The following is a 20,986-nucleotide window of genomic DNA, read 5'->3' on the forward strand; positions in this document are numbered from 1 at the left end:
CGCACTGCCGTTGCACATGATGCAACGCGGGAGGGTGCGGTGACAGCGAGAAGGCGGATGGCAGTGAACACACGATGACCGAGCACCGGACCCCCGCCGCCGACACCGACGTCCTGACGATCGGCGAGACCATGGCGATGGTCACCCCCGAGGCCGGCGGCCGCCTCGACGCCGACTCCACCTACCTGCTGCGCCCCGGCGGCGCCGAGTCCAACGTCGCCGCCTCGCTCGCCCAGCTCGGCCACCGCGCCCACTGGGCCAGCGCGCTGGGCGCCGACCGGCTCGGCGACCTCATCACCACCGTGCTCGCCGGACACGGCGTCGACACCTCACTCGTGCGCCGCGACCCGGGGCGGCCCACCGGCGTGTACTTCAAGGACCCGACCCCCGAGGGCACCCGCGTCTCCTACTACCGCTCGGGCTCCGCGGCCGCCGGCCTCGGCCCGGCGGACGTCGCCGCGTGGAGCGCCGTCCGCCCCCGGGTCGTGCACCTCTCCGGGATCCTCCCCGCGCTCTCCCCGAGTTGCGCCGCGCTGACCAGGCACATCGTGTTCGACCGGCCCTGGGGAGACGTGCCCGTGAGCTTCGACGTCAACCACCGCCCGGTGCTGTGGTCGGGCCAGCCCGCCGGCGCCGCCGAGACGCTGCTGGAACTCGCCCAGCGCAGCGACATCGTCTTCGTCGGCCGGGACGAGGCCGAGGCGCTGTGGGGCACCACCGACGCCGAGAGCGTCCGCGCCCTCGTCGACGGGCCCGAGCGCCTGGTGGTCAAGGACGCGGCCGTCGAGGCGGTGGCGTTCACCGGCAGCCGGGTCACCCGCGTGCCGTCCCGCCGGGTGCGGGTCGTCGACGCCGTCGGCGCGGGCGACGCCTTCGCCGCCGGCTGGCTCAGCGGCTGGCTCCACGGCCACCAGGAGACGCTCTGTCTGGGGCTCGGGCACCACGCCGCGGCCCAGGTCCTCGCCTCCGCCTCCGACCTCGCGGAACTGCCCCGCGCCGCGGAGATAGTCGCCGGGTTGGCGGACGAGCCGGCCCCCAGCGGCGTCCCGACCGGCGGATAGGGAGCGGCACCGTGTCGCAGACCGTCGCCCGCGCCATCGAGATCGTCGGCTTCGTCTCGGACAGGTCGCGTTCGCTGACCGAGGTCGCCGATCGGCTCGGGGTGCACAAGTCGACCGCGCTCCGGCTGCTGCGCACCCTGGAGGACGCCGGCTTCGTCCGCCGGGGCGTCGACGGCCGGTACGCCATGGGCTTCCAGCTGATCGCCTACGGTCAACTCGCCCTGGACCAGGTGGAGGCCAGGTCGCTGGCCCACCCCGTGCTCCAGGAGCTGAGCGAGCGCCACGGCCACACCGTGCACCTGGGCGAGCTCGTCGGCGACCGCGTGATCTACGTCGACAAGATCGACGGGCGCGGCAGCGTCGCCATGGGCTCCCGGATCGGGCTGCCCGCCCGCACCCACACCGCTGCCGTCGCCAAGGCGATCACCGCCCACCAGGACGAGGCCACCCGGCAACGCATCCTGGACCGCGCCACGTTCGAGCGCTACACCGCGACCACCCGCACCAGCCGTGAGTCGCTCGTCGAGGAACTCGCCCTGACCCGCTCCCGGGGCTGGGCCGAGGACGACGGCGAACACGAGGGACACGTCAACTGCGTCGCGCTGCCGGTCTTCGACGCGCGCGGCAAGGTCACCCACGCCATCTCCGTGACGGCGCTGGCCGCCGTCGCCCCGCTCACCGAACTCCGAGCCCACCTCGACGAGTTCCGCACCGCCGCCGAGCGCGTCAGCGCCAAGCTCGGCTGGAAGGGAACCCCCCGATGACCACCACCGACGTCAGCGCCGCCTTCTTCGCCCGCCATCTGGCCGAGACCCCGGTGATCGGCATCTTCCGCGGCCTCGACCCTCGGGCCACGGTCGAACTCTGCCACCGCGCCTGGGAGTTCGGCGTCGACCTGGTCGAGATACCGATCCAGTCCGACGCCGCCCTGCCCTCCCTGGCGGCCGCCGTCGAAGCCGCGCGGCAGCAGGGCAGGCACGTCGGCGCCGGCACCGTCACCACGGAACGACGCCTGCGCGCCGCCCACGAGCTGGGCGCGGCGTTCACCGTGGCCCCCGGGCTGCACCCGCCCGTCGTCGCGGCCTCGGCGGAGCTCGGCCTGCCGCACCTGCCGGGCGTCGCCACCGCCACCGACATCGCCGCCGCCGAGGCCGCGGGACTCACCTGGGTCAAGGCCTTCCCCGCCGGCCAGCTCGGCCCCGGCTGGATCACCGCCCAGCGCGCGCCCTTCCCCGACGTCCGCTTCGTCGCCACCGGCGGAGTCGGCCCCGACAACGCCGCCGACTTCCTCCGCGCCGGCTGCTCCGCCGTCGCCATCGGCTCCGCGCTCGCCGACCCCGAAGCCCTGCCCCGCCTGCGCGCGGCGGTGCGCGCCACGCCCTGACCGAGAACCGCCGCCCGCCGAGCCGGCGGCACGCGGGGCCCGTTGACCGGGTGGGCGGTCGATCGTACGGTCACCACGACCTCAGCTCCATCGCCCCCACCGCGCGGGCCGGTCGACGGGCCCGGCGTACCGGAGAGGACGGTAAGGATCGTGCCGAAGTCGCATCGTCTCGCCTGGACCGCCGGCGTGCTCGCCGGCTGCGCGGCCGTCGTGGGACCCGCCTCGGTCTGGGCCGCGCCGCCCGAGGCGGCCACCCCGTACCAGGAGCACGGAAGGATCGCGGTCTGCGGCACCACCCTGTGCGGCGAGGACGGCGAGCCGGTGCGGCTGCGCGGCATGAGCACCCACGGCACGCAGTGGTACGAGAACTGCGTGACCGGCGCCTCGCTCGACGTCCTCGCCCGGGACTGGGGGGCGAACGTGGTGCGCGTGTCGACCTACGTCCAGGAGGACGGGTACGAGACCGACCCCGCCTACTTCACCGACCTGGCGAGCCGCGTCATCGACCAGGCGACCGAGCGCGGCCTCTACGTCGTCGTGGACTGGCACCTGCTCACCCCCGGCGACCCCAACGCCAACACCGAGCTGGCCAAGCGGTTCTTCACCGACATCACCGCCCGCCACGGCGACCAGGACAACGTGCTCTACGAGATCGCCAACGAGCCCAACGGCGTCAGCTGGGACGCCATCAGGAGCTACGCCGAGGAGATGATCCCGGTCGTGCGCGCCGGGGACCCGGACGCCGTCGTCCTCGTCGGCACCCGGGCCTGGTCCTCGCTCGGCGTCTCGGACGGCTCCGACGAGTCCGAGGTGGTGGCGGACCCGGTGGACGCCGACAACATCATGTACACCTTCCACTTCTACGCCGCCTCCCACCGCGACGACTACCTCCAGGCGCTCTCCCGGGCGGCGGACCGGCTCCCGATGTTCGTCACCGAGTTCGGCACCCAGGACTACAGCGGCGATGGACCGAACGACTTCGCCATGGCCCAGCGGTACCTCGACCTGATGGCGGAGAAGGGCATCAGCTGGACCAACTGGAACTACTCCGACGACTTCCGCTCCGGCGCCGTCTTCCAGCCCGGCACCTGCGACAGCGGGCGGTGGGCCGACCCGGCCTCCCTCAAGGAGGCCGGGGTGTGGATCAGGGACCGCGTCTCCTGACCACCCGGCCCACCGCCGCGCGCCGGTCAGCAGCAGGAGTGGGGCGCGTGCTCCTCGTGGTGCCACCAGAAGCGGTCCCGGGCGGGGGCCTGGGGAACCTCGGGGAGCGCCGCGTTGCGTACGGTCGCCGCACCGGCCGCGGCCGTGGTCCTCGTCGTGGCCTGGCCCGCCGCCAGGTCGTCCACGCTGTGCACCGTGCCGCCGACCACGACCTGCCGCACCGCGGCCGCCGCCGCGATGTCCGCCAGCGGGTCGCCCTCGACGAGCACGAGGTCCGCCAGCTTGCCCGGCTCCACGGTGCCGAGGTCCTCGCTGAGCCCGAGGGCGCGGGCGCCCTCCACGGTGGCCGAGCGCAGCGCCTGGTGCGGGCTGACCCCGTTGCGCACCAGGGCCTGCATGTTCAGGTGGTAGTAGACGGCGGGCGGCACCAGGGGGCTGTCCGTACCGAGGACGACGCGCCCGCCGGCGTCGATCAGCCGGCGGACCGTCTCCGCGTGGCGCCGGACGAACGCGACCTCCGCCGCCGGCTCCTCGGCCAGCGCGGCCGCCACGTCCTCGGCGAACTCCTGGTACTCCGCGGGCGACATGAGCGCCGTCAACCGCGGGTCGTCCAGCGCCCACTCGGCGTACCGGTAGAGCCCGGCCCGCACGCTGGGCAGGCCGAGCCCCGAGAGACCGAGCGTCGGGGTGAGGGGCATGCCGGAGCCGGCCAGCGGGCCGGTCACGTCCTGGTAGGTGTGCCCGAGGTGGGTCTCCTTCTGGCGGCGGCCGTAGCGGCTGGTGCCGCCGATGTGTTCCACGCCGTCCCCGCCGAGGGCGAGCGGGCCGAACAGGTAGTGCGACGTGGTGCGCAGCCCGAGGCGGTGCGCGCCCTCGATGGCCGCGCGCTGCAACGTGTAGGGCAGCCGGACGTACGTCTTGACCAGGTCGTGGCCGAGCGCCCGCGCCTTCGCCAGCTCGCGCCGCAGCTCCGCCTCGTCGGTCACCGGCCGGCCCGAGGAGTAGTAGACCCGTGAGCCGTCGACGAGGTCGCCGGCCGCGAACACCCGGGGGCCGGTGCGGCGCCCCGAGTCGACGGCCTCCTTGGCCTCGACCGCGTGGTAGTTGGCCGTGCCAGGGGAGCGCACGGCGGTGACGCCGAACGACAGCCAGAGGCGGCTGGTGGCGTTGCGGCCCCAGGGCCCGTGCTCGTGCACGGCGATCATGCCGGGCAGCGCGGTGAGGTGGCGGGCGTCGACGATCCGGTCGCCCGGGCGGGTGCGGGCCGCGCCGCGCGGCGCGACCTCGGCGACCCGGTTGCCGTCCAGCACGATGTCGACCTCGCGGCGCAGCGTGTCGCCCGTGCCGTCCCACAGCGCCCCGGCCCGGATCACGGTGCGCCCGGTGGGTCGGGCCTGACGCCAGGTCAGCCGCACCGGCACGTCCCTGGCGCGGCCGTCGTCGGCGTCCGCGAGGCGCAGCCGGCCGTCGGACAGGTAGAGCAGCGAGCGGGAGTCGGCGCTCCAGGTGGGGGCGTCGGCGGTCTCGCCGTTGAGCTCGGTGGCCTCCCCGGTCGGCCGGCCGGCGGCGTCGACCGCGCTGAGCCGCAGCGTGCCGCCGACGACGTAGGCGATCCGGCGGCCGTCCGGCGAGTGGACCGGGCCGGCGTCGACGCGGTTGCTCAGCGAGGCGCCGGGCACCGGTTCGCTGTAGTGCGCCTCGCCGGTGTCGAGGTCGACGGTGAGGATCTGGTTGCGGCCCTCGCGGAAGCGCGGGGTGACGGGCACCAGGACGGCGGCGGAGAGCCGCCGGCCGTCGGCCGTGAAGCTGGGGCGGCCCGGGGAGTTGAGCGGCCCGGTGACCTTGCGGAGGTCGCCCGTGGCGACGTCGACGGTGTACAGGTCGGCGGAGTTGACGAAGGCGACGGTGGCGCCGTCCGGGCTGAACACGGGGGTGGCGACCGAGCCGTCGAGCGCGGTGAGCTGCCGTCGGGTGCCGTCCTCGGTCGCGTACAGCCACAGCTCCTCGGCGCCGGTCCGGTCGCTGACGTGGACCAGCGTGCGGCCGTCCGGGGACCAGGCGGGAGCGGTGTTGTGGTGCCCGTCGGAGACCACGGCCTCGGGCGTGCCACTGCGGCGGGTGATCCAGATGTCGCCCAGGGCCGCGAAGGCGACCCGGGCGCCGTCGGGGGAGAGGGCCGGGCTCACGACGCCCCTGACCGGCCGGGGCGCGGTGGAGTCGAAGTCCCGGGCGGACGGGCGCTCTTCGACGCGCGGCACGGTGACGCGGGCGGTGAACGGGATGTCGCGCGCCGCGCCGCCGAGCACCCGGGCGCGCGGCCGGCCGTCGGCGGTGTACAGCAGCTCGTCGTCGGACACCCAGCGGGCGGGGAACGGGAAGACGTCCTCGCCCGCCGCGCTGACGGTCTCGCCGTCGACGACCAGGGCGGTCCCGCCGGAGGTCAGGTGCACATAGGCGAGGCGGCGGCCGTCGGGCGAGAAGGAGGGGCCGGCCAGGAAGCCCTCGGAGACGGTGGCCAGGGTGGTGCGCCGTCCCGAGGCGTCGACCTGCTCGACGGCCCGGGGCGCGCTGCCGGTGCCTGAGGTGAACGCGATCGCGGACCCGTCCGGGGTCCACACCGGCTGGGCCTCCTGGGCCGATCCCTCGGTCCAGACCTCGCTCTCGCCGCCGTCCGCCGGCAGCACGTGGACGGCGTACCGGCCGCCGGTCTCGACGGCGCAGGCGATCCGGGTGCCGTCCGGGGAGAACCGGGGCTCGCGGTGGTCGGCGGAACCGCTGGTGAGCTGGCGCAGGCCGGTCCCGTCCGTGTTGACCAGCCACAGGTGGAAGTTGTCCCCGGTGTAGGAGACGAAGACGATCCGACGGCCGTCGGGCGAGAAGTCCGGCTCCGTCGCCTCCTGTTCGACGCCGGTGAGGCGGGTGGCCTCGCCGCCGGAGGCGGGCACGGTCCACAGCAGGTTGAGCAGGTCGAACGCGAGGATCCGCCCGTCGGGGGAGAGCGCCACCGAGGCGTTGGTCATCTCACTGACGGTCACCTGCTCGCTCCGCCCGCGCGCGGCCGCCCGCGCCGGCGCCGCCAACCCCGCCGCCCCACTGGCCAACCACGCGGCGCCGACCGCCAACTGCCCGCCCCGCTTGGCGAATGTGCGACGGCTGATACTCATGTTGCCTCCTGTGGTGCGACGTGCTTGCAGGAGACCGTAAGCGCGGCCAACGGGCCTGGGAACCTGCCCGAGATAATTGGCACATGAAATTAACTACCTGGGTCCGGCGGCGGTCCTGGCACGTCAGGCCCCGCTGACCAGGTGTTCGCGGGGGGCCGTCAGACGCGCAGGAGCACCTTGGTGGCGCGGCGTTCGTCCATGGCGCGGTAGCCGTCGGCGGCCTGGTCGAGGGGCAGGGCGAGGTCGAAGACCCGGCCCGGGTCGATCCGGCGGTTCCAGATCAGGTCGACGAGCTCGGGCAGGAAGCGGCGCACCGGGGCGGGGCCGCCGTGCAGGTGGACGTGCGAGTAGAAGAGCTCCTCGCCGGGGAGCTCGACGCCGTGGGCGACGCCGACGTAGCCGACGTGCCCGCCGGGCCGGGTGGCGTGGATGGCCTGCATCATCGACTCCTGGGTGCCGACGGCCTCGACGACCGAGTGCGCGCCGAGCCCGCCGGTGAGCTCCTTGATCCGTTCCACGCCCTCGGCGCCGCGCTCGGCGACGATGTCGGTCGCGCCGTACTCGACGGCGAGCCGCTGCCGGGCCTCGTGCCGGCTCATCGCGATGATCCGCTCGGCGCCCAGCTGCTTCGCGGCGAGCACGGCGAGCAGCCCGACCGCGCCGTCGCCGACCACGGCGACGGTCTTGCCGGGGCCCGCCTCCGCCGCGACGGCGCCGAACCAGCCGGTGCCGAGGACGTCGGAGGCCGCGAGGAGGCTGGGGATCAGGTCGTCGGTGGGAAGGCCGGGGGTGGCGACCAGGGTCCCGTCGGCCAGCGGGACCCGAAGACGCTCGGCCTGCGCGCCGAGCGGGCCCATCAGGACGCGGTGGACGCAGGAGCTCTGGTAGCCGGCGCGGCAGATCTCGCAGGTGTTGTCGGAGGCGAAGAACGACCCGACCACGAACTGTCCCGGCCGGACGTTCCGCACCTGGTCGCCGACCTCCTCGACGATGCCGACGTACTCGTGGCCCATGGGGGAGGGCTCCCGAAGCGGGTCGATCCCGCGCCAGGGCCACAGGTCGGACCCGCAGACGCAGGTGGCCGACAGCCGGATGACCGCGTCGGTCGGCTCGACGATCGTCGGGTCCTGACGCTCCTCCACCCGGACGTCGCCCGGGGCGTACATCACGGCACCACGCATGGTCGTGCTCCCTTCCGGATCTGCTTATCGTGGCCTTTCGCGGGAAGGCCCGCCTCCCGAAGGCGTCCGCCGACGCCGGGCGAACGCCCGCGCCAGGACCGGGCTTTCCCCGGGCCGAAACCGCACGCTCACGAACGGCCGGGTGGGTGATCCGCACCCGGACAGGACCTCACGACGAGGAGTGGGAACATGCAGCTGGGCGTTCACATCACGGGGTTCGACCACCCGGACGGGCCGGCGGCGCTGGGCCCCGAGCTGGCCGCCGCGGGAGCGGCGGCCGAGGCGGCGGGGGCGAGCTGGCTGTCGGTGATGGACCACTACTTCCAGATGGAGCAGCTGGGCGGCCCCGAACTCGCCATGCTCGAGTGCTACACCACCCTCGGCTACCTGGCCGCGCACACGTCCACCGTGCGGCTCGGCGCGCTGGTGACCGGGGTGACCTACCGCCATCCGGGGCTGCTGGCCAAGATCGTCAGCACCCTGGACACCCTCTCCGGCGGCCGGGCCACCCTCGGCATCGGCGCCGCCTGGTACGAACGCGAGCACCTCGGGCTCGGCGTGCCGTTCCCGCCGGTCGCCGAGCGCTTCGAGCGTCTCGAGGAGACGTTGCGGATCTGCCTGCGGGTCTGGGACCCCGAGGACAACGGCCCCTTCGAGGGCGAGCACTACCGCCTGGCCGAACCCCGCGACGTGCCCGCGCCGCTGAGCCGTCCGCACCCGGAGATCATGATCGGCGGCAGCGGCGAGAAGAAGACGCTGCGGCTGGTGGCCCAGTACGCCGACGCCTGCAACCTGCTCAGCTCCACCCCGCGGGAGACCGCGCACAAGCTGGACGTGCTGCGCCGCCACTGCGACGACCTCGGCCGGGACTACGACCGGATCCGCAAGACGGTCATCTACCGGGGGGACGCGCTCGGCGATCTCGACGCCTTCGGCCGGGAGATGGCCGACTACGCCGGACTCGGCATCGACGCCGTCATCGTGGCCACGGCGGAGCCCCGGCCGGCCCGCTGGATCGAAGAGCGGGCGGCGCCGGCGGTACGGCGCCTGGCCGAACTCGGCTGAACAGGCCGCCCGCGGATCCGTGGCCGAGGCCGTCACGAGCCCGCCGGAGCTGCGGCTGGTGGCCCGCCGACCGTCGTCCAGGTGCGGGACCCGGGCCGGACACGGCGCCGCGCGCGGTCAGTCGAGGGCGACGCCGGTGTGGGTCTCCAGGGTTCGGACGAGGCGGGCCTGGAAGTCCTCGTCCAGCGCGGCGGGGTGTGGCGTCTGCGTCCGCTGGTGGTGCCAGTAGCCGCCGGTGGGCGGGGTCACGTCGTGGTGGGTGGCGAGCCAGGCCTGGGTGCGGTGGCCGGCGACCAGGTCGTCAGGGGCGCCGGCGCCGCCCATGCGGGTGGGGACCCAGCCGGGGTCGACCGCGTGGCTCGACGTCCCGTCCCAGCGGGCGGCGCACGCGAGGGCGAGCGCGGTGACCCACAGCTTGGTGTCGTCGTACGAGGCGGTGCCGGCGGTCAGCCGCCGCAGGTCGGTCGAGCCGGTGCGGTGCATGGAGCTGCTGAGGTAGACGAGCCTGCCCGGCTTCTCCATCAGGGCGGTCAGCAGGTAGGGCGCGAGGACGTTGACGGCCACCACGTCGGGGGAACCCAGGACGCCGGCGTTGTGGATGACGGCGTCGAAGCGGCCGAACCCGGCGGCCTGCCGGGCGACGCCCCGGGTCTCGTCCGGATCGGCGAGGTCCCCGAAGACGGCGCCCTTCCATCGGGCGGTGTCCGTGATCCGGGCGGGGTTGCGGGCGTGGACGACCACGTCGTGCCCGTCGGCGGCCAACGCCTCGGCCGTGCCGCGCCCGAGCCCGGTGGACGCCCCGGTGACCAGGACCAGTGCCATGTCAGTCGTCTCCCGTCTGGGTGGTGTGGGACGCGTGAACCGGTCGGGGCCTCGCCGCGGTCGTCCACGCCCCCGACCGTACGCCCCTCGCCGTGGCGGCCGGGAGGGGCGGCAGTTCGGGTCCCGCGCCGACGTACTGGCGGGCGAAGGCGGTGGCGTGCCGGCCCGGTTCGGCCAGCCGGCGGATCTCGGCGGCCCTGAGGGCCAGGGCGCGCACGGGGTCGTGCAGGTCGCGCGGCGACAGGTGCAGCAGCCGCAGCAGCCGGTCCGAGAACCGCTGGGTGGCGTGCACGTGCGGCAGTCGGCGGGCGGCGTAGGCGGCGAGCCCCTGCCGGTCGCCGTCCAGGTACCGGCGCGCGAAGGCGTGGGCCAGCTCGGCGGCGTCGGCGATGGCGAGGTTCATGCCCTTGGCGCCCGAGGGGGTCAGGACGTGCGCCGCGTCGCCGGCCAGCAGGAGGCGGCCGCTCACCAGGTGGTCCCTGATGCTGCTCCGCATGCGCAGCACGCCCGTCCCGGTGACGCGGCCGATCCGCGGCAGCTCCCCGAGGACCCCGGCGAGGCGGACCCGCAGCCGCTCGTGGATCCGGTGGGCGGGCCAGCGCTCGGGGTCGTCGCCGGCCGGGACCTGGAGGTAGAGCCGGGCGACGTGGTGGCTCCGCGGCATCAGACCGGCGAAGCCCTCCTCGTGGAGGGCGTAGAGCACGCCCTCCACCGGACGGTCCACCTCCGCCAGCACGGTGAGCCAGTCGTAGGGGTAGCGGCGGACGCCGCGGCCGCTCAGGGCCCTCGGCAACGCGTCCCCGGTCACGCCGTGCGCGCCGTCGCAGCCCACCACGTACTCGCAGTCGATCTCCAGACCCTCGCACTCGACGCGCGGACGGCCCGTGGCCGGAGCCGGCACGGCGGTCACCGGCCGGCCGAACAGCGGCGGGCGCCCCGCTCCGCACAGGGCGGCGACCAGGTCGCGCACCAGCGACTGCTGCGGATATACCCAGTGCCGGAGCCCGCCGCTGTGTGCGGCGTAGTCGACGCGCAGCCGCTCGCCCCGGCACAGGAAGTCGCACCAGCCGTGCCGGGTGCCCTCGACCAGCAGCCGGCCCGCCAGGCCGAGCGAGCGCAGGTACGCGACGACCCGCGGCTCCAGGAGCCCGGCCCTGGGGCGCCGCTCGACGACCTCGCGGGGATGCCGCTCCAGGACGAGCGCGTCGACGCCGACCCGCCCCAGCGCGCAGGCGAGCACCAGCCCCGCGGGCCCGGCGCCGACGATCGCGACCTGGGTGCTGAGCCGCCGCCCGGCCGGGCCGCTCACCCGCCCGCCCTCCGGGGCGGCCGCGGGTCGCGCGCCGCGGTGGCGACCAGGTAGCCGGGCAGCGCGAACCTGGTGCGCAGCCGCACCGGCGCCCCGCACCGCTCGGCCAGCGCGTGCAGGGCCGCGGAGCCGTACAGCTTGCGCACGCTGAGGATGCCGTCGTGGGCCTGCGCAGGGCCGCCGGTCAGGAACATCAGCGGCACGGCCCCGAGCAGCAGCGGGCTGCGCCAGCCGTCCACGACCAGCAGGGTCCTGGCGGCCCTGGTGCCCTCCCTGAGCAACGCCGCCACCCCGTCCGGCGCCAGATGGTGCAGCGACGTGGTCAGCACCGCCAGGTCGTACGCCCCGTCGCCGGCGTCGATCGCGGTGGCGTCGACCACCGAGCAGTCCACCCGGGGGTGGTGCCCGATCGGTCCCCGGCGGACGGCGTCGACCACGGCGGGGTTCACGTCGCTGACGGTGATCCTGACGGTGGGGTGCCGGTCGACGAGGTGCCGCGCCAGACAGCCGTAGCCGGCGCCGAGCTCCAGCACGCGCGGCTCGGGCACCCCCTCGACCTCGGCGAGGGCGAGGCGGCTGAAGACCCGGTAGGCGCCCGTGAGGCGCTGGAACCGGTCAAGGCCGCGGAGCACCCGCCGGCACCGGGCCTCGGCGTCCGGGCGGTCGATGTACTCCACCCGGTCGGTCTCGAACCGGCGGTCCCACCAGGACGCGTCGGGGCCGCCGCGCGGCAGGTGGACGGTCGTGGCGGGCGGAGCCTGTTCCGCGCGTCCGGTCGTTCTCGGCGTCATGACCGGTGAACGAGACCGTCCCCCGGGAGTCACCGGGGCCGGGTGCCTGGCGCGGTAGGGCGTCGCCGGGTCAGCGGACGACGTCGAGCACCTGCTTCTGCAGGCCGTTGCCGTAGACCTCGTGCTCCACGAGACGCAGCCGCTGGGTGTCCTTGTCCGTGGTGCTGAACAGGCGCTTGCCCGCGCCCAGCAGCAGCGGGAAGACGAGCAGGTGGTAGCGGTCGATCAGGCCGGCGTCCGAGAGGCCGTGGTTCAGGGTCGCGCTGCCGTGGACGATGATCGGGCCGCCCTCGGTCTCCTTCAGCGCGGCGACCTCGTCGAGGGAGCGCAGGATGGTGGTCTCGCCCCAGTCGGTGACCAGCCGGTCCTCGGTGAGGGTGGTGGAGACGACGTACTTCGGCAGCGTGTTGTAGTGCGCGAAGTCCGGCATGCCGGGCCAGACCGGGCTGAACGACTCGTAGCTGACCCGGCCCAGCAGGAGCGCGGTGGACTCCTGCTGCTCCCGGTCCTTGATCTCGAAGGCCTCGGGGAGGTACTCGACCTCCTTGAAGGTCCATCCCGCGTTGCGGTAGCCGGGCTCGCCGCCCGGTGCCTCCACGACGCCGTCGAGCGACACGAAGGCGGTGCTGATCAGGGTGCGCATGGGTTTCTCCGGTTGTCTCGGTAGGGGGCTGGTCGGGTCCGGTCAGGCCACGAGGTCGGTCAGCCACCGCTGCCAGGCGGCCTCGGCGGCCTCCGGGGCGGGGCCGAAGAGGTGGTGGAACATCAGCGCCACGCCGGGGAAGTGGTGGAAGGTGTAGATGCCGTCGGCGGTGCGGACCGCGAAGCGCTCGTCGTCCGCCCAGGTCACCTCGCCGTCCAGCGGCGGCAGCCCGGCCGGCTCGGCGTGGGCCCGCGCGCCCACGGCGACCCGGCTCGGCAGCGAGAGGGCGCGGGTGAGGGCCGCCCTGATCCGCTGTTCGCCGGACGGCGCCACGGCGAAGACGGGGGTGCCGGTGCGGCCGGGGAAGTGGGCCAGGTACTCGCGCAGCGTGTGGAGGTGGAACGGCCAGCCGCGGCGCAACGCGTCGTACTCGTCCTGCCAGTCGTCGCCGAGCAGGCCGCTGTGGACGACGCGGAGCACGGTGCTGCCGCCGTCGCGCGCCTCGATCAGGTACTCGAAGGCCATGAAGCGGCCGTCCTCGGCGGTGGGCGTGCGGGTGGCGAAGCGCTTGCCGGGCTCGTAGGCGGTGACCACGCCCTCCTCCCGCTGGCCCCCGGTCTCCATGGTGGTGGTGCCGCCCTCGCGCGGCTCGACCTCGTTGCGCCCCATGAACCAGGAGTCGATCCCAGGGCCGGTGGCGATGGCCTCCCAGACCTGTTCCGGGCTGGCCGGGAGGTCGGCCTGCTGCTCGATCTCGAAGGGGCGCGTCATCGCGGGTTCTCCTGTCGCGCGTCGGACGCCTGCTCCGGCGTCGCCTCGGTGCCGGGCCGCTCGGCCGGGATCTGGTGGAGCCCGACGACCACCCGGTGGCTCCGGCCGCCGGGGGCGAACTCGTCGTGGTAGCGGCTGACGAGGCCCGTGACGGCCTGGGCCAGCTCCTCGGCGAAGGCCGTGCGGTCGGCGGCGGAGGCGAACCGCACCTCCGCGTCGACACCGAAGGTGGCGACCCGCTGCCTGGCCCGGGCGGCGCCGGTCAGCAGGGCGCCGACCTCCTGCACGAGCCGGGCCCCGAGGGCCAGCAGCCAGCGGGCGGAGAGCTGGTCGGGGGACCGGGACGGGTCCGGGCGGACGGCGGCCAGGGCGCTCGGGGAGATCACGTAGGAGGCGGCGGTGGCGCGGTACACCCGCTCGGTGACGTTGCCCTTGCGCCGCTCCTCGGCCAGCTCGACCAGGTCGTGCCGCTCCAGCTCCTTGAGGTGGTAGTTGACCTTCTGCCGGGGCAGCCCGAGGCGGCCGGCCAGCATGGCGGCCGAGCCCGGCTCGGCCAGGGCGGCGAGGATCCGGGACCGGGTCGGGTCCAGGGACGCCTCGGCCGCGGCGGGTTCTTCGATCACAGCGACGTCCAGCACGCCCCCAGCCTCGTACCGACAATAATTTTTGTCAAGGCGAGAATATTTGTCGGTTACGAGGTGGGGGCGCGCGGGTCGCCGTCCCTCAGCCCGCCGCGTTCAGGTACGCGAGCTCCTCGGCGGTGAGCGTCAGGTCCAGGGCGCCCAGGGAGTCCCGGATCGTCTCGGGCCGGGAGGCCCCGGGGATCGGGACGACCGTCGGCGAGAGGGCGAGCTCCCAGGCGAGGCAGACCTGCTGCGGGCTGACCCCGCGCCGCCTGGCGACCGCGTCGAACGCGGCGTGCCGGGTGGCGAGCTCCCCGGCGTGCCGCATGCCGCCGAGCGGGCTCCAGGGGAGGAAGGCGACGCCGAGGTCGGCGCACAGCTCCAGCTCGGGCAGGCTGGAGCGGAAGGCGGGCGAGAACTGGTTCTGCACGGCGGCCAGCCGGCCGCCGAGGACCTCGTTGGCCAGCCGGATCTGGTCCGGGTCGGCGTTGGAGATGCCGGCCAGGCGGATCACGCCCTCGTCCAGGAGTTCGGCGAGGGCCCCGACGGTCTCCGCGTAGGGGACCTCGGGGTCGGGGCGGTGGTGCTGGTAGAGGCCGATGGCCTCGACGCCGAGGCGGACGGCGGACTCCCTGGCGGCCCGCTTCAGGTGTTCCGGCCGGCCGTCGAGGATCCAGGTGCCGTCCTGGGTGCGCAGGTGGCCGCCCTTGGTGGCGACGAGGACCTCGGAGGTGTCGCCGCCCCACGTCCGCAGTGCCCTGGCGATCAGGGACTCGTTGTGGCCGGTCTCGTCGTGGCCGACCTCGGCGGCGCCGAGGTGGTAGGCGTCGGCGGTGTCGATGAGCGTGACGCCGGCGTCCAGGGCGGCGTGGATCGTGGCGACGGAGCGGGCCTCGTCCGGGCGGCCCTCGACCGACATCGGCATCCCGCCGAGCCCGATGGCACTGACCCGCACATCTCCGATGGAGCGCTGCTGCATGGGGAACATCCCTGTTCGACGTTGGGTCCGGTGGTTGGCCGACGTCAACGGCGCGTCTTCCGCGCGCGGGGGGTTCTGACGGGGCCTCCCACCCAGCGCCTCTGTCCGCCTATCTTCGGGGTGAAACGTGGCCGTCGACCACCCGTTCCCCGATCGTCTTTTCCGAGGACAACCATGACTTCCGTACCCGCGTACACCGCCACCTCCGCCACGGAGCCGCTCGTTCCCGGGGTGGTCGAGCGGCGTGCCGTGGGCCCGAAGGACGTCCGCATCGACATCCGGTGGGCCGGCATCTGTCACTCCGACATCCACACCGTCCGCGGCGACTGGGGGCCCGTCCCCTACCCGCTGACGGTCGGGCACGAGATCGCCGGCGTGGTGACCGAGGTCGGCTCCGAGGTCACGCGGCACCGGGTCGGCGACCGGGTCGGCGTCGGCTGCATGGTCGACTCCTGCCGGGAGTGCGAGAACTGCCGCGCCGGGCGCGAGCAGTACTGCCTGAACGGCTTCACCGACACCTACAACGGCAAGGACCGTGACGGCCGGGTCACCCAGGGCGGCTACGCCGCCGGGATCGTCGTCGACGAGCACTTCGTGCTGCGGATCCCCGAGGCGATCCCGTTCGAGAAGGCCGCCCCGCTGCTGTGCGCCGGGATCACCACGTACTCGCCGCTGCGCCGCTGGAACGCCGGCCCCGGCCGGAAGGTCGCCGTCGTCGGCCTGGGCGGCCTCGGGCACATGGCCGTGAAGATCGCCCACGCCCTGGGCGCCGAGGTGACCGTGCTCTCGCAGAGCCTGCGCAAGCGGGAGGACGGCCTGCGGTTCGGCGCCGACCACTACCACGCCACCAGCGACCCCGCGACGTTCGAGCGGCTGGCGAACTCGTTCGACCTGATCGTCAACACCGTCAGCGCGCCCCTCGACCTGGACGCCTACCTGGGGCTGCTGTCGTTCGGCGGCACCATCGTCAGCGTCGGCGCCCCGCCCGAGGCCGTCCCGGTGACCCTGTTCACCCTGTTCGAGAACCAGCGCTCCTTCGCCGGGTCGAAGATCGGCTCCATCGCCGAGACGCAGGAGATGCTCGACTTCTGCGCCGAGCACGGCATCGCCCCCGAGGTCGAGATCATCCCCGCGGCGGGGATCAACGAGGCCTGGGAGCGGGTGCTCTCCTCCGACGTGCGCTACCGGTTCGTCATCGACGCCAGCACCTTCGCCGCGGCCTGAGCTTCGCCCGCGAGGGCGCCCGGTGGGGGGTTCCGACAGGGCCCCCCACCCGGGCCGGGGACCGATCTACCGTTGAGGTCATGAGCACCAAGGACGAGGTGCGGGAGTTCCTGGTCTCCCGCCGCGCGAACGTCACCCCCGAGCAGGCGGGCCTCCCCGACTTCGGCGGGGAGCGGCGGGTGCCAGGGCTGCGCCGCGAGGAGGTCGCCCTGCTCGCCGGGGTCAGCGTGGACTACTACACGCGCCTGGAGCGGGGCAACATCCGCGGCGCCTCCGAGAGCGTGCTCAACGCCATCGCGCGGGCGCTCCAGCTCAACGACGTCGAGCGCGCCCACCTGTTCGACCTGGCCCGCACCGCCCCCGCAGCGCCGACCGCGCGCCGCGGCGGGCCGCAGCGGTCGGTCCGCGCGTCGGTCCGGCGCGTGCTGGACAACCTGGCGGTCCCGGCGATCGTGCACAACGCCACCCAGGACCTGGTCGCCGCCAACCTCATGGGACGGGCGCTGTACGCGCCACACTTCGACACCGAGCGGCAGCCGAACATCGCCCGGTTCGTCTTCCTCGACCCCCGCGCCCGGGACTACTACGTCGACTGGCCCCAGGCCCGGCGCACGGTGGCGGCCATCATGCGCCTCGAAGCGGGCCGCGACCCGCTCAACCGCGAGCTCACCGCGCTCATCGGCGAGCTCTCCGCGTGCAGCCCGCAGTTCAGGAAGGACTGGGCTGGACACGACGTGCACGCGCACCGCACCGGCGTCAAGTCCTTCCGACACCCGGAGGTCGGCGTGGTCGAGGTCTCGTTCGACGTCTTCGAGATGCCGGGCGAGGCGGGCCTCCAGATCGTCACCTACAGCGTCGACCCCGGCACGGAGTCCGCCGACAAGTTCGCACTGCTCGCCAGCTGGGCGGCGACCCGCGAGTCCGGCGCCACGGGCGACCGGGCGCGGGCCGAGAGCGCCCGGCCCACCACGACGACGCACGACTGACCCGCCGCGAAGCCGGCCACCCCACCCGTCCCCCCTCAGGGAGCCCCGTCATGACCACCTACGCCCTCGTCGGCGCCGGACCCGGCCTCGGCCTGGCCGCCGCCCGCCGCTTCGGCGCGGCCGGCCACTCCGTCGCCCTCGTCGCCCGTGACCGCCGACACCTGGACGCGCTGACCGCCGAGCTGGCCGGCGCGGGCATCACCGCCCGCGGCTTCACCGCGGACGCCCTCCACCCCGCCTCGCTGACCGCCGCGCTCGCCGAGGCGGCCACCGCGCTGGGCCCTGTCGAGATCCTGCAGTACAGCCCGGTACCCCGCGCCGATTTCATGAGGCCGGTCCTCGACACCGGCGCCGACGACCTGGAGGACCCGCTCACCTTCTCCCTCAGGTCCCCCGTGACCTGCGTGAACGCCGTCCTGCCCGGGATGCGCGAGCTGGGCGGGGGCACCCTGCTGTTCGTCAACGGCGGCAGCGCGGTGCGCCCCCACCCCGAGCGGGCCGGCACCTCCGTCGCCTTCGCCGCGGAGAGCGCCTACGCCCGCATGCTCCACGACGCCCTGACCCCCGAGAACATCCACGCCGCACAGCTGATCGTCCCCGGCGCCATCCGGGCCGACGCCGAGCACAGCAGCCCCACCGCGCTGGCCGAGCGGCTGTACGACATACACCGGACCCGCGGCGCCTTCCGCCACTACGCGGAACCCCTGCCCGACTGAACACGCCGAGGTGCCGGCCTTCGAGCCCCTTCCGGGCCGGATCGTGCTAGGCTGAAGGCAGTTGCAGTTGTGGTACCCATAGACTTATGTGCGCCTGACGAGATTGCTTCGCTCAGGCGCATTATTTGTTTTTCCGGCTTCTCCGGATGGGGCCTCTGCCTACCGAAGGAGAATGTCATGGCTCAGGGCACCGTTAAGTGGTTCAACTCCGAAAAGGGCTTCGGCTTCATCGAGCAGGACGGCGGCGGCCCCGACGTCTTCGCCCACTACTCGAACATCGCGGCTCAGGGCTTCCGTGAGCTGCAGGAGGGCCAGCGGGTCTCCTTCGACGTGACCCAGGGCCAGAAGGGCCCGCAGGCGGAGAACATCACCCCCGCCTGATCGCCTTCGAAGCATCGCCCACCGGGGCCCGCACCGTCTGGTGCGGGCCCCGGTTCGCGTTCCTGCTCGCGTTCCGGGTGACGACGGCCACGAGGCCGCTCGCCGGTCGTCCCTTTAGCATGGGCTCACCCGAACAGCCCAGGACGACCGAACGGAGCGTGCTCACTCCCCGTGGACGAGCCACCCAGTACCCGCCGTGTCCCCCCGAACGACCGAACCGAGCAGCCGGGGTGGGGGGTGACACGGTGACCGAAGTGCTGTTGTTGGCGCTGGCCGTCGCGTTGATGCTGGCCTGCGCGGTGTTCGTCGCGGCGGAGTTCTCCCTGACCACGGTGGAGCGCGGTGCGCTGGAGCGCGCCGCCGAGGCCGGCGAGAAGGGCGCGGCCGGCGCGCTGGCGGCCGTGCGCCGCCTGACGTTCCAGCTGTCCGGCGCCCAGCTCGGCATCACGGTGACGTCCCTGGTCATCGGCATGCTCGCCGAGCCCTCGCTGGCCCGGCTGCTGGCCGGCCCGCTGCGCGCGACCGGGCTGCCCGAGGGCGCGGCCTCCTCGGTCGCCGTCGCCCTCGGGGTCGCCGTCTCCACGATCCTGCTCATGGTCATCGGCGAGCTGGTCCCGAAGAACTGGGCGATCTCCCGGCCGGTCGCCGTCGCCAAGGTCGTCGCCGGCCCGCAGCGCGGCTTCACCGCCGCGTTCGGCCCACTGATCCGGCACCTGAACGACACGGCCAACCGGCTGGTGCGGCGGTTCGGCCTCGAGCCGGCCGAGGAGCTGGCGTCGGCGCGCACCCCGCAGGAACTGGTGGCCCTCGCGCGACACTCGGCCGCCGAGGGGGTGCTGCCGCGCGACTCCGCCGAGCTGTTCGTGCGCACCCTGCACCTCGGGGAGCTGACCGCGGAGAACGTGATGACCCCCCGGGTGGACGTCCACGCCCTGCACGCCTCGGCCACCGCCGCCGACGCGGCCAACCTCACGCTGGCCACCGGCCACTCCCGGTTCCCGGTCTACGACACCGGTCTCGACGACATCGACGGCATCGTGCACATCAAGGACGTCCTCGCCCTCGACGAGGAGAAGCGCCGCACCACCCCGGTCGCCGAGCTGGTCAGGCAGCCGCCGCTGGTCCCCGACAGCGCCCCGGTCGACCGGCTGCTCGAGCGGCTGCGCGACGAGGGCCCGATGGCGGTGGTCGTCGACGAGTACGGCGGCACCGCCGGCGTGGTGACGCTGGAGGACATCGTGGAGGAGGTCGTCGGCGAGGTCCGTGACGAGCACGACCCGGCCGAGCGCCCCGAGCTGACCGCCACCGGCCCGGGCGCCTGGGAGGTCGACGGCGGCCTGCGGGTGGACGAGCTGCGGGAGGCGGTCGGCCTGACCGTCCCCGAGGGCCCGTACGAGACCGTCGCCGGGTTCGTCGCCCACCGCCTCGAACGGATACCCGACGCCGGGGACACCACCGACGTGACCGGCTGGCGGCTGACCGTGCTGGCCACCGAGCACCACCGCGCGGACCGGGTCAGGATCACCGCCCCCCGCCCGGACGAGACCCGCCGGGACGAGACCCGCCAGGAGGACGACCGGTGACCGCCTTCCAACTCGCCCTCGGCGTCCTGACCCTGTTCACCAACGCGTTCTTCGTGGCCGCCGAGTTCGCGCTGATCTCGGTGCGCCGCGACCAGATCGAGCCGCGCGCCGCCGCCGGCGAGCGGCGGGCCCGCACCGTGCTGTGGGCGCTGCAGCACCTCTCGCCGATGATGGCCACCGCCCAACTGGGCATCACCGTCTCCTCGCTGGTGCTCGGCGCGGTCGCCGAACCGGCCATCGCGCACCTGCTGGAGCCGGGGTTCGAGGCGGCCCACGTGCCGCACGGCCTGGTGCACCCGATCGCGTTCGCCATTGCCCTCTCGGTGGCGACCTACCTGCACATGCTCGTCGGCGAGATGGTGCCGAAGAACATCGCGCTGGCCGCGCCCGAGCGCACCGCGCTCGCGCTCGGCCCCGCGCTGGTGCGCCTCACCCGGGCGCTGCGCCCGGTGATCTTCGGGATCAACGCCTTCGCCAACGCCCTGCTGCGACTGCTGCGGGTCGAGCCGAAGGACGAGGTGGCCTCCGTGTTCACCGACGAGGAACTGGCCCGCATCGTCCAGAGCTCGTCCGACGCCGGCCTGCTGGAGACCGCGGAGAGCGAGCGGCTGCGCACGGCGCTGGCACTCGGCACCCGCGCCGTCGCCGAGATCACCGTGCCGCTGAGCCGGATGACGACCGTCAGCCACCGCGTCACGCCGCGGGAGCTGGAACGGGCGGCCGCGACCTCCGGGTTCTCCCGCTTCCCGGTGACCGGCCCGGGCGCCACCGTGCTGGGCTTCCTGCACGTCAAGGACGCGCTGGCCGCCGTCGAGCGCGACCGTCCCTTCCCCCGGGAGGCCGCGCACCCGGTGATCCGGGTCCGGCCGGAGACCCCGCTGGACGACGCGCTCACCGCGATGCGCGCCGCCTCCACCCACCTGGCCGCCGTCACCAGCGACAAGGGCACCCTGCTCGGCTTCGTGACCATGGAGGACGTCCTGGCGGAACTGGTCGGGGCACCCGCCGTGCGGCCCGGCTCCGTGGCGCGGGAGTGAGGCCCACGGCCCGCTGAACTCCGGCTCGGAAGCGTGCGACACCGTGCCCCGGGTACCCGAAACGGTCCCGGTACGGCGTTTCCGAGACGAGGAGTTGACGGT

The 20,986-nt window shown here is 74.2% G+C and carries 20 protein-coding genes; 11 read left to right on the forward strand and 9 right to left on the reverse strand.

Features of this window, described 5'->3' with window-relative positions:
* Positions 1-74 precede the first annotated feature (74 nt).
* From ACFWI8_RS24325 to ACFWI8_RS24340, 4 genes are all read left to right on the forward strand, one after another.
* Positions 75-1,061, forward strand: coding sequence for a sugar kinase (locus ACFWI8_RS24325; RefSeq protein WP_387095114.1), 987 nt, complete (start codon positions 75-77; stop codon positions 1,059-1,061).
* An 11-nt stretch (positions 1,062-1,072) separates the two neighbouring features.
* Positions 1,073-1,825, forward strand: coding sequence for an IclR family transcriptional regulator (locus ACFWI8_RS24330; protein WP_387095116.1), 753 nt, complete (start codon positions 1,073-1,075; stop codon positions 1,823-1,825).
* Positions 1,822-2,445: a bifunctional 4-hydroxy-2-oxoglutarate aldolase/2-dehydro-3-deoxy-phosphogluconate aldolase gene (locus ACFWI8_RS24335; protein WP_387095117.1), complete on the forward strand. Its 624-nt coding sequence runs from the start codon at positions 1,822-1,824 to the stop codon at positions 2,443-2,445. Before ACFWI8_RS24330 ends, ACFWI8_RS24335 begins: the two co-directional genes overlap by 4 nt.
* Before the next feature lie 186 nt (positions 2,446-2,631).
* Entirely contained in the window at positions 2,632-3,609 is a 978-nt protein-coding gene (locus tag ACFWI8_RS24340) for a glycoside hydrolase family 5 protein (RefSeq protein WP_387095196.1), read from the forward strand.
* A gap of 26 nt (positions 3,610-3,635) precedes the next feature.
* On the opposite strand, the gene ACFWI8_RS24345 is transcribed toward ACFWI8_RS24340, so the two are convergent.
* Positions 3,636-6,773, reverse strand: a complete 3,138-nt coding sequence (locus ACFWI8_RS24345; protein WP_387095119.1) for an amidohydrolase family protein — start codon at positions 6,771-6,773, stop codon at positions 3,636-3,638.
* Positions 6,774-6,931: 158 nt separating this feature from the next.
* Positions 6,932-7,954, reverse strand: coding sequence for a zinc-dependent alcohol dehydrogenase family protein (locus ACFWI8_RS24350; RefSeq protein ID WP_387095121.1), 1,023 nt, complete (start codon positions 7,952-7,954; stop codon positions 6,932-6,934).
* 189 nt (positions 7,955-8,143) lie between these two features.
* Here ACFWI8_RS24350 and ACFWI8_RS24355 point away from each other — a divergent pair, with 189 nt between their 5' ends.
* The gene (locus ACFWI8_RS24355) at positions 8,144-9,019 is read left to right on the forward strand and encodes an LLM class F420-dependent oxidoreductase (protein ID WP_387095123.1); all 876 of its coding nucleotides are present in this window, start codon (positions 8,144-8,146) and stop codon (positions 9,017-9,019) included.
* A 117-nt stretch (positions 9,020-9,136) separates the two neighbouring features.
* On the opposite strand, the gene ACFWI8_RS24360 is transcribed toward ACFWI8_RS24355, so the two are convergent.
* The 7 genes from ACFWI8_RS24360 to ACFWI8_RS24390 all read right to left on the reverse strand — a co-directional run bounded on the left by ACFWI8_RS24360 (position 9,137) and on the right by ACFWI8_RS24390 (position 14,957).
* Positions 9,137-9,841 (reverse strand): SDR family NAD(P)-dependent oxidoreductase, encoded by a 705-nt coding sequence (locus ACFWI8_RS24360; protein WP_387095125.1) that lies wholly within the window; start codon positions 9,839-9,841, stop codon positions 9,137-9,139.
* A gap of 1 nt (position 9,842) precedes the next feature.
* Complete coding sequence (locus ACFWI8_RS24365; RefSeq protein WP_387095128.1) at positions 9,843-11,150, reverse strand: FAD-dependent monooxygenase; 1,308 nt, start codon at positions 11,148-11,150, stop codon at positions 9,843-9,845.
* The gene (locus ACFWI8_RS24370) at positions 11,147-11,941 is read right to left on the reverse strand and encodes a class I SAM-dependent methyltransferase (RefSeq protein ID WP_387095131.1); all 795 of its coding nucleotides are present in this window, start codon (positions 11,939-11,941) and stop codon (positions 11,147-11,149) included. Before ACFWI8_RS24370 ends, ACFWI8_RS24365 begins: the two co-directional genes overlap by 4 nt.
* A gap of 70 nt (positions 11,942-12,011) precedes the next feature.
* Entirely contained in the window at positions 12,012-12,584 is a 573-nt protein-coding gene (locus ACFWI8_RS24375; RefSeq protein WP_387095134.1) for a dihydrofolate reductase family protein, read from the reverse strand.
* Between the two features lie 42 nt (positions 12,585-12,626).
* A complete protein-coding gene (locus tag ACFWI8_RS24380) occupies positions 12,627-13,355 on the reverse strand; it encodes an SRPBCC domain-containing protein (RefSeq protein ID WP_387095138.1) in 729 nt (242 codons plus the stop codon).
* Positions 13,352-13,993: an ArsR/SmtB family transcription factor gene (locus tag ACFWI8_RS24385; protein ID WP_387095141.1), complete on the reverse strand. Its 642-nt coding sequence runs from the start codon at positions 13,991-13,993 to the stop codon at positions 13,352-13,354. The genes ACFWI8_RS24380 and ACFWI8_RS24385 overlap by 4 nt, the downstream gene beginning before the upstream one ends.
* Positions 13,994-14,078: 85 nt before the next feature.
* Positions 14,079-14,957: an aldo/keto reductase gene (locus tag ACFWI8_RS24390; RefSeq protein WP_387095144.1), complete on the reverse strand. Its 879-nt coding sequence runs from the start codon at positions 14,955-14,957 to the stop codon at positions 14,079-14,081.
* A 174-nt stretch (positions 14,958-15,131) separates the two neighbouring features.
* Here ACFWI8_RS24390 and ACFWI8_RS24395 point away from each other — a divergent pair, with 174 nt between their 5' ends.
* The 6 genes from ACFWI8_RS24395 to ACFWI8_RS24420 all read left to right on the forward strand — a co-directional run bounded on the left by ACFWI8_RS24395 (position 15,132) and on the right by ACFWI8_RS24420 (position 20,884).
* A complete protein-coding gene (locus ACFWI8_RS24395) occupies positions 15,132-16,181 on the forward strand; it encodes an NAD(P)-dependent alcohol dehydrogenase (protein ID WP_387095147.1) in 1,050 nt (349 codons plus the stop codon).
* An 80-nt stretch (positions 16,182-16,261) separates the two neighbouring features.
* Entirely contained in the window at positions 16,262-17,167 is a 906-nt protein-coding gene (locus tag ACFWI8_RS24400; protein ID WP_387095150.1) for a helix-turn-helix transcriptional regulator, read from the forward strand.
* A gap of 50 nt (positions 17,168-17,217) precedes the next feature.
* Complete coding sequence (locus ACFWI8_RS24405; RefSeq protein ID WP_387095152.1) at positions 17,218-17,883, forward strand: SDR family NAD(P)-dependent oxidoreductase; 666 nt, start codon at positions 17,218-17,220, stop codon at positions 17,881-17,883.
* 177 nt (positions 17,884-18,060) lie between these two features.
* On the forward strand, positions 18,061-18,264 hold the full coding sequence (locus ACFWI8_RS24410) for a cold-shock protein (protein ID WP_311597666.1): 204 nt from the start codon (positions 18,061-18,063) through the stop codon (positions 18,262-18,264).
* 245 nt (positions 18,265-18,509) lie between these two features.
* Positions 18,510-19,847 carry a hemolysin family protein gene (locus ACFWI8_RS24415; protein WP_387095155.1) on the forward strand — a complete coding sequence of 446 codons (1,338 nt, stop codon included), beginning with the start codon at positions 18,510-18,512 and terminating at the stop codon, positions 19,845-19,847.
* Positions 19,844-20,884 carry a hemolysin family protein gene (locus ACFWI8_RS24420; RefSeq protein ID WP_387095158.1) on the forward strand — a complete coding sequence of 347 codons (1,041 nt, stop codon included), beginning with the start codon at positions 19,844-19,846 and terminating at the stop codon, positions 20,882-20,884. Before ACFWI8_RS24415 ends, ACFWI8_RS24420 begins: the two co-directional genes overlap by 4 nt.
* Positions 20,885-20,986 lie beyond the last annotated feature (102 nt).

It is taken from the genome of Streptomyces sp. NPDC127098, assembly GCF_042722465.1.
Taxonomy (GTDB): Bacteria; Actinomycetota; Actinomycetes; order Streptomycetales; family Streptomycetaceae; genus Streptomyces; species Streptomyces millisiae.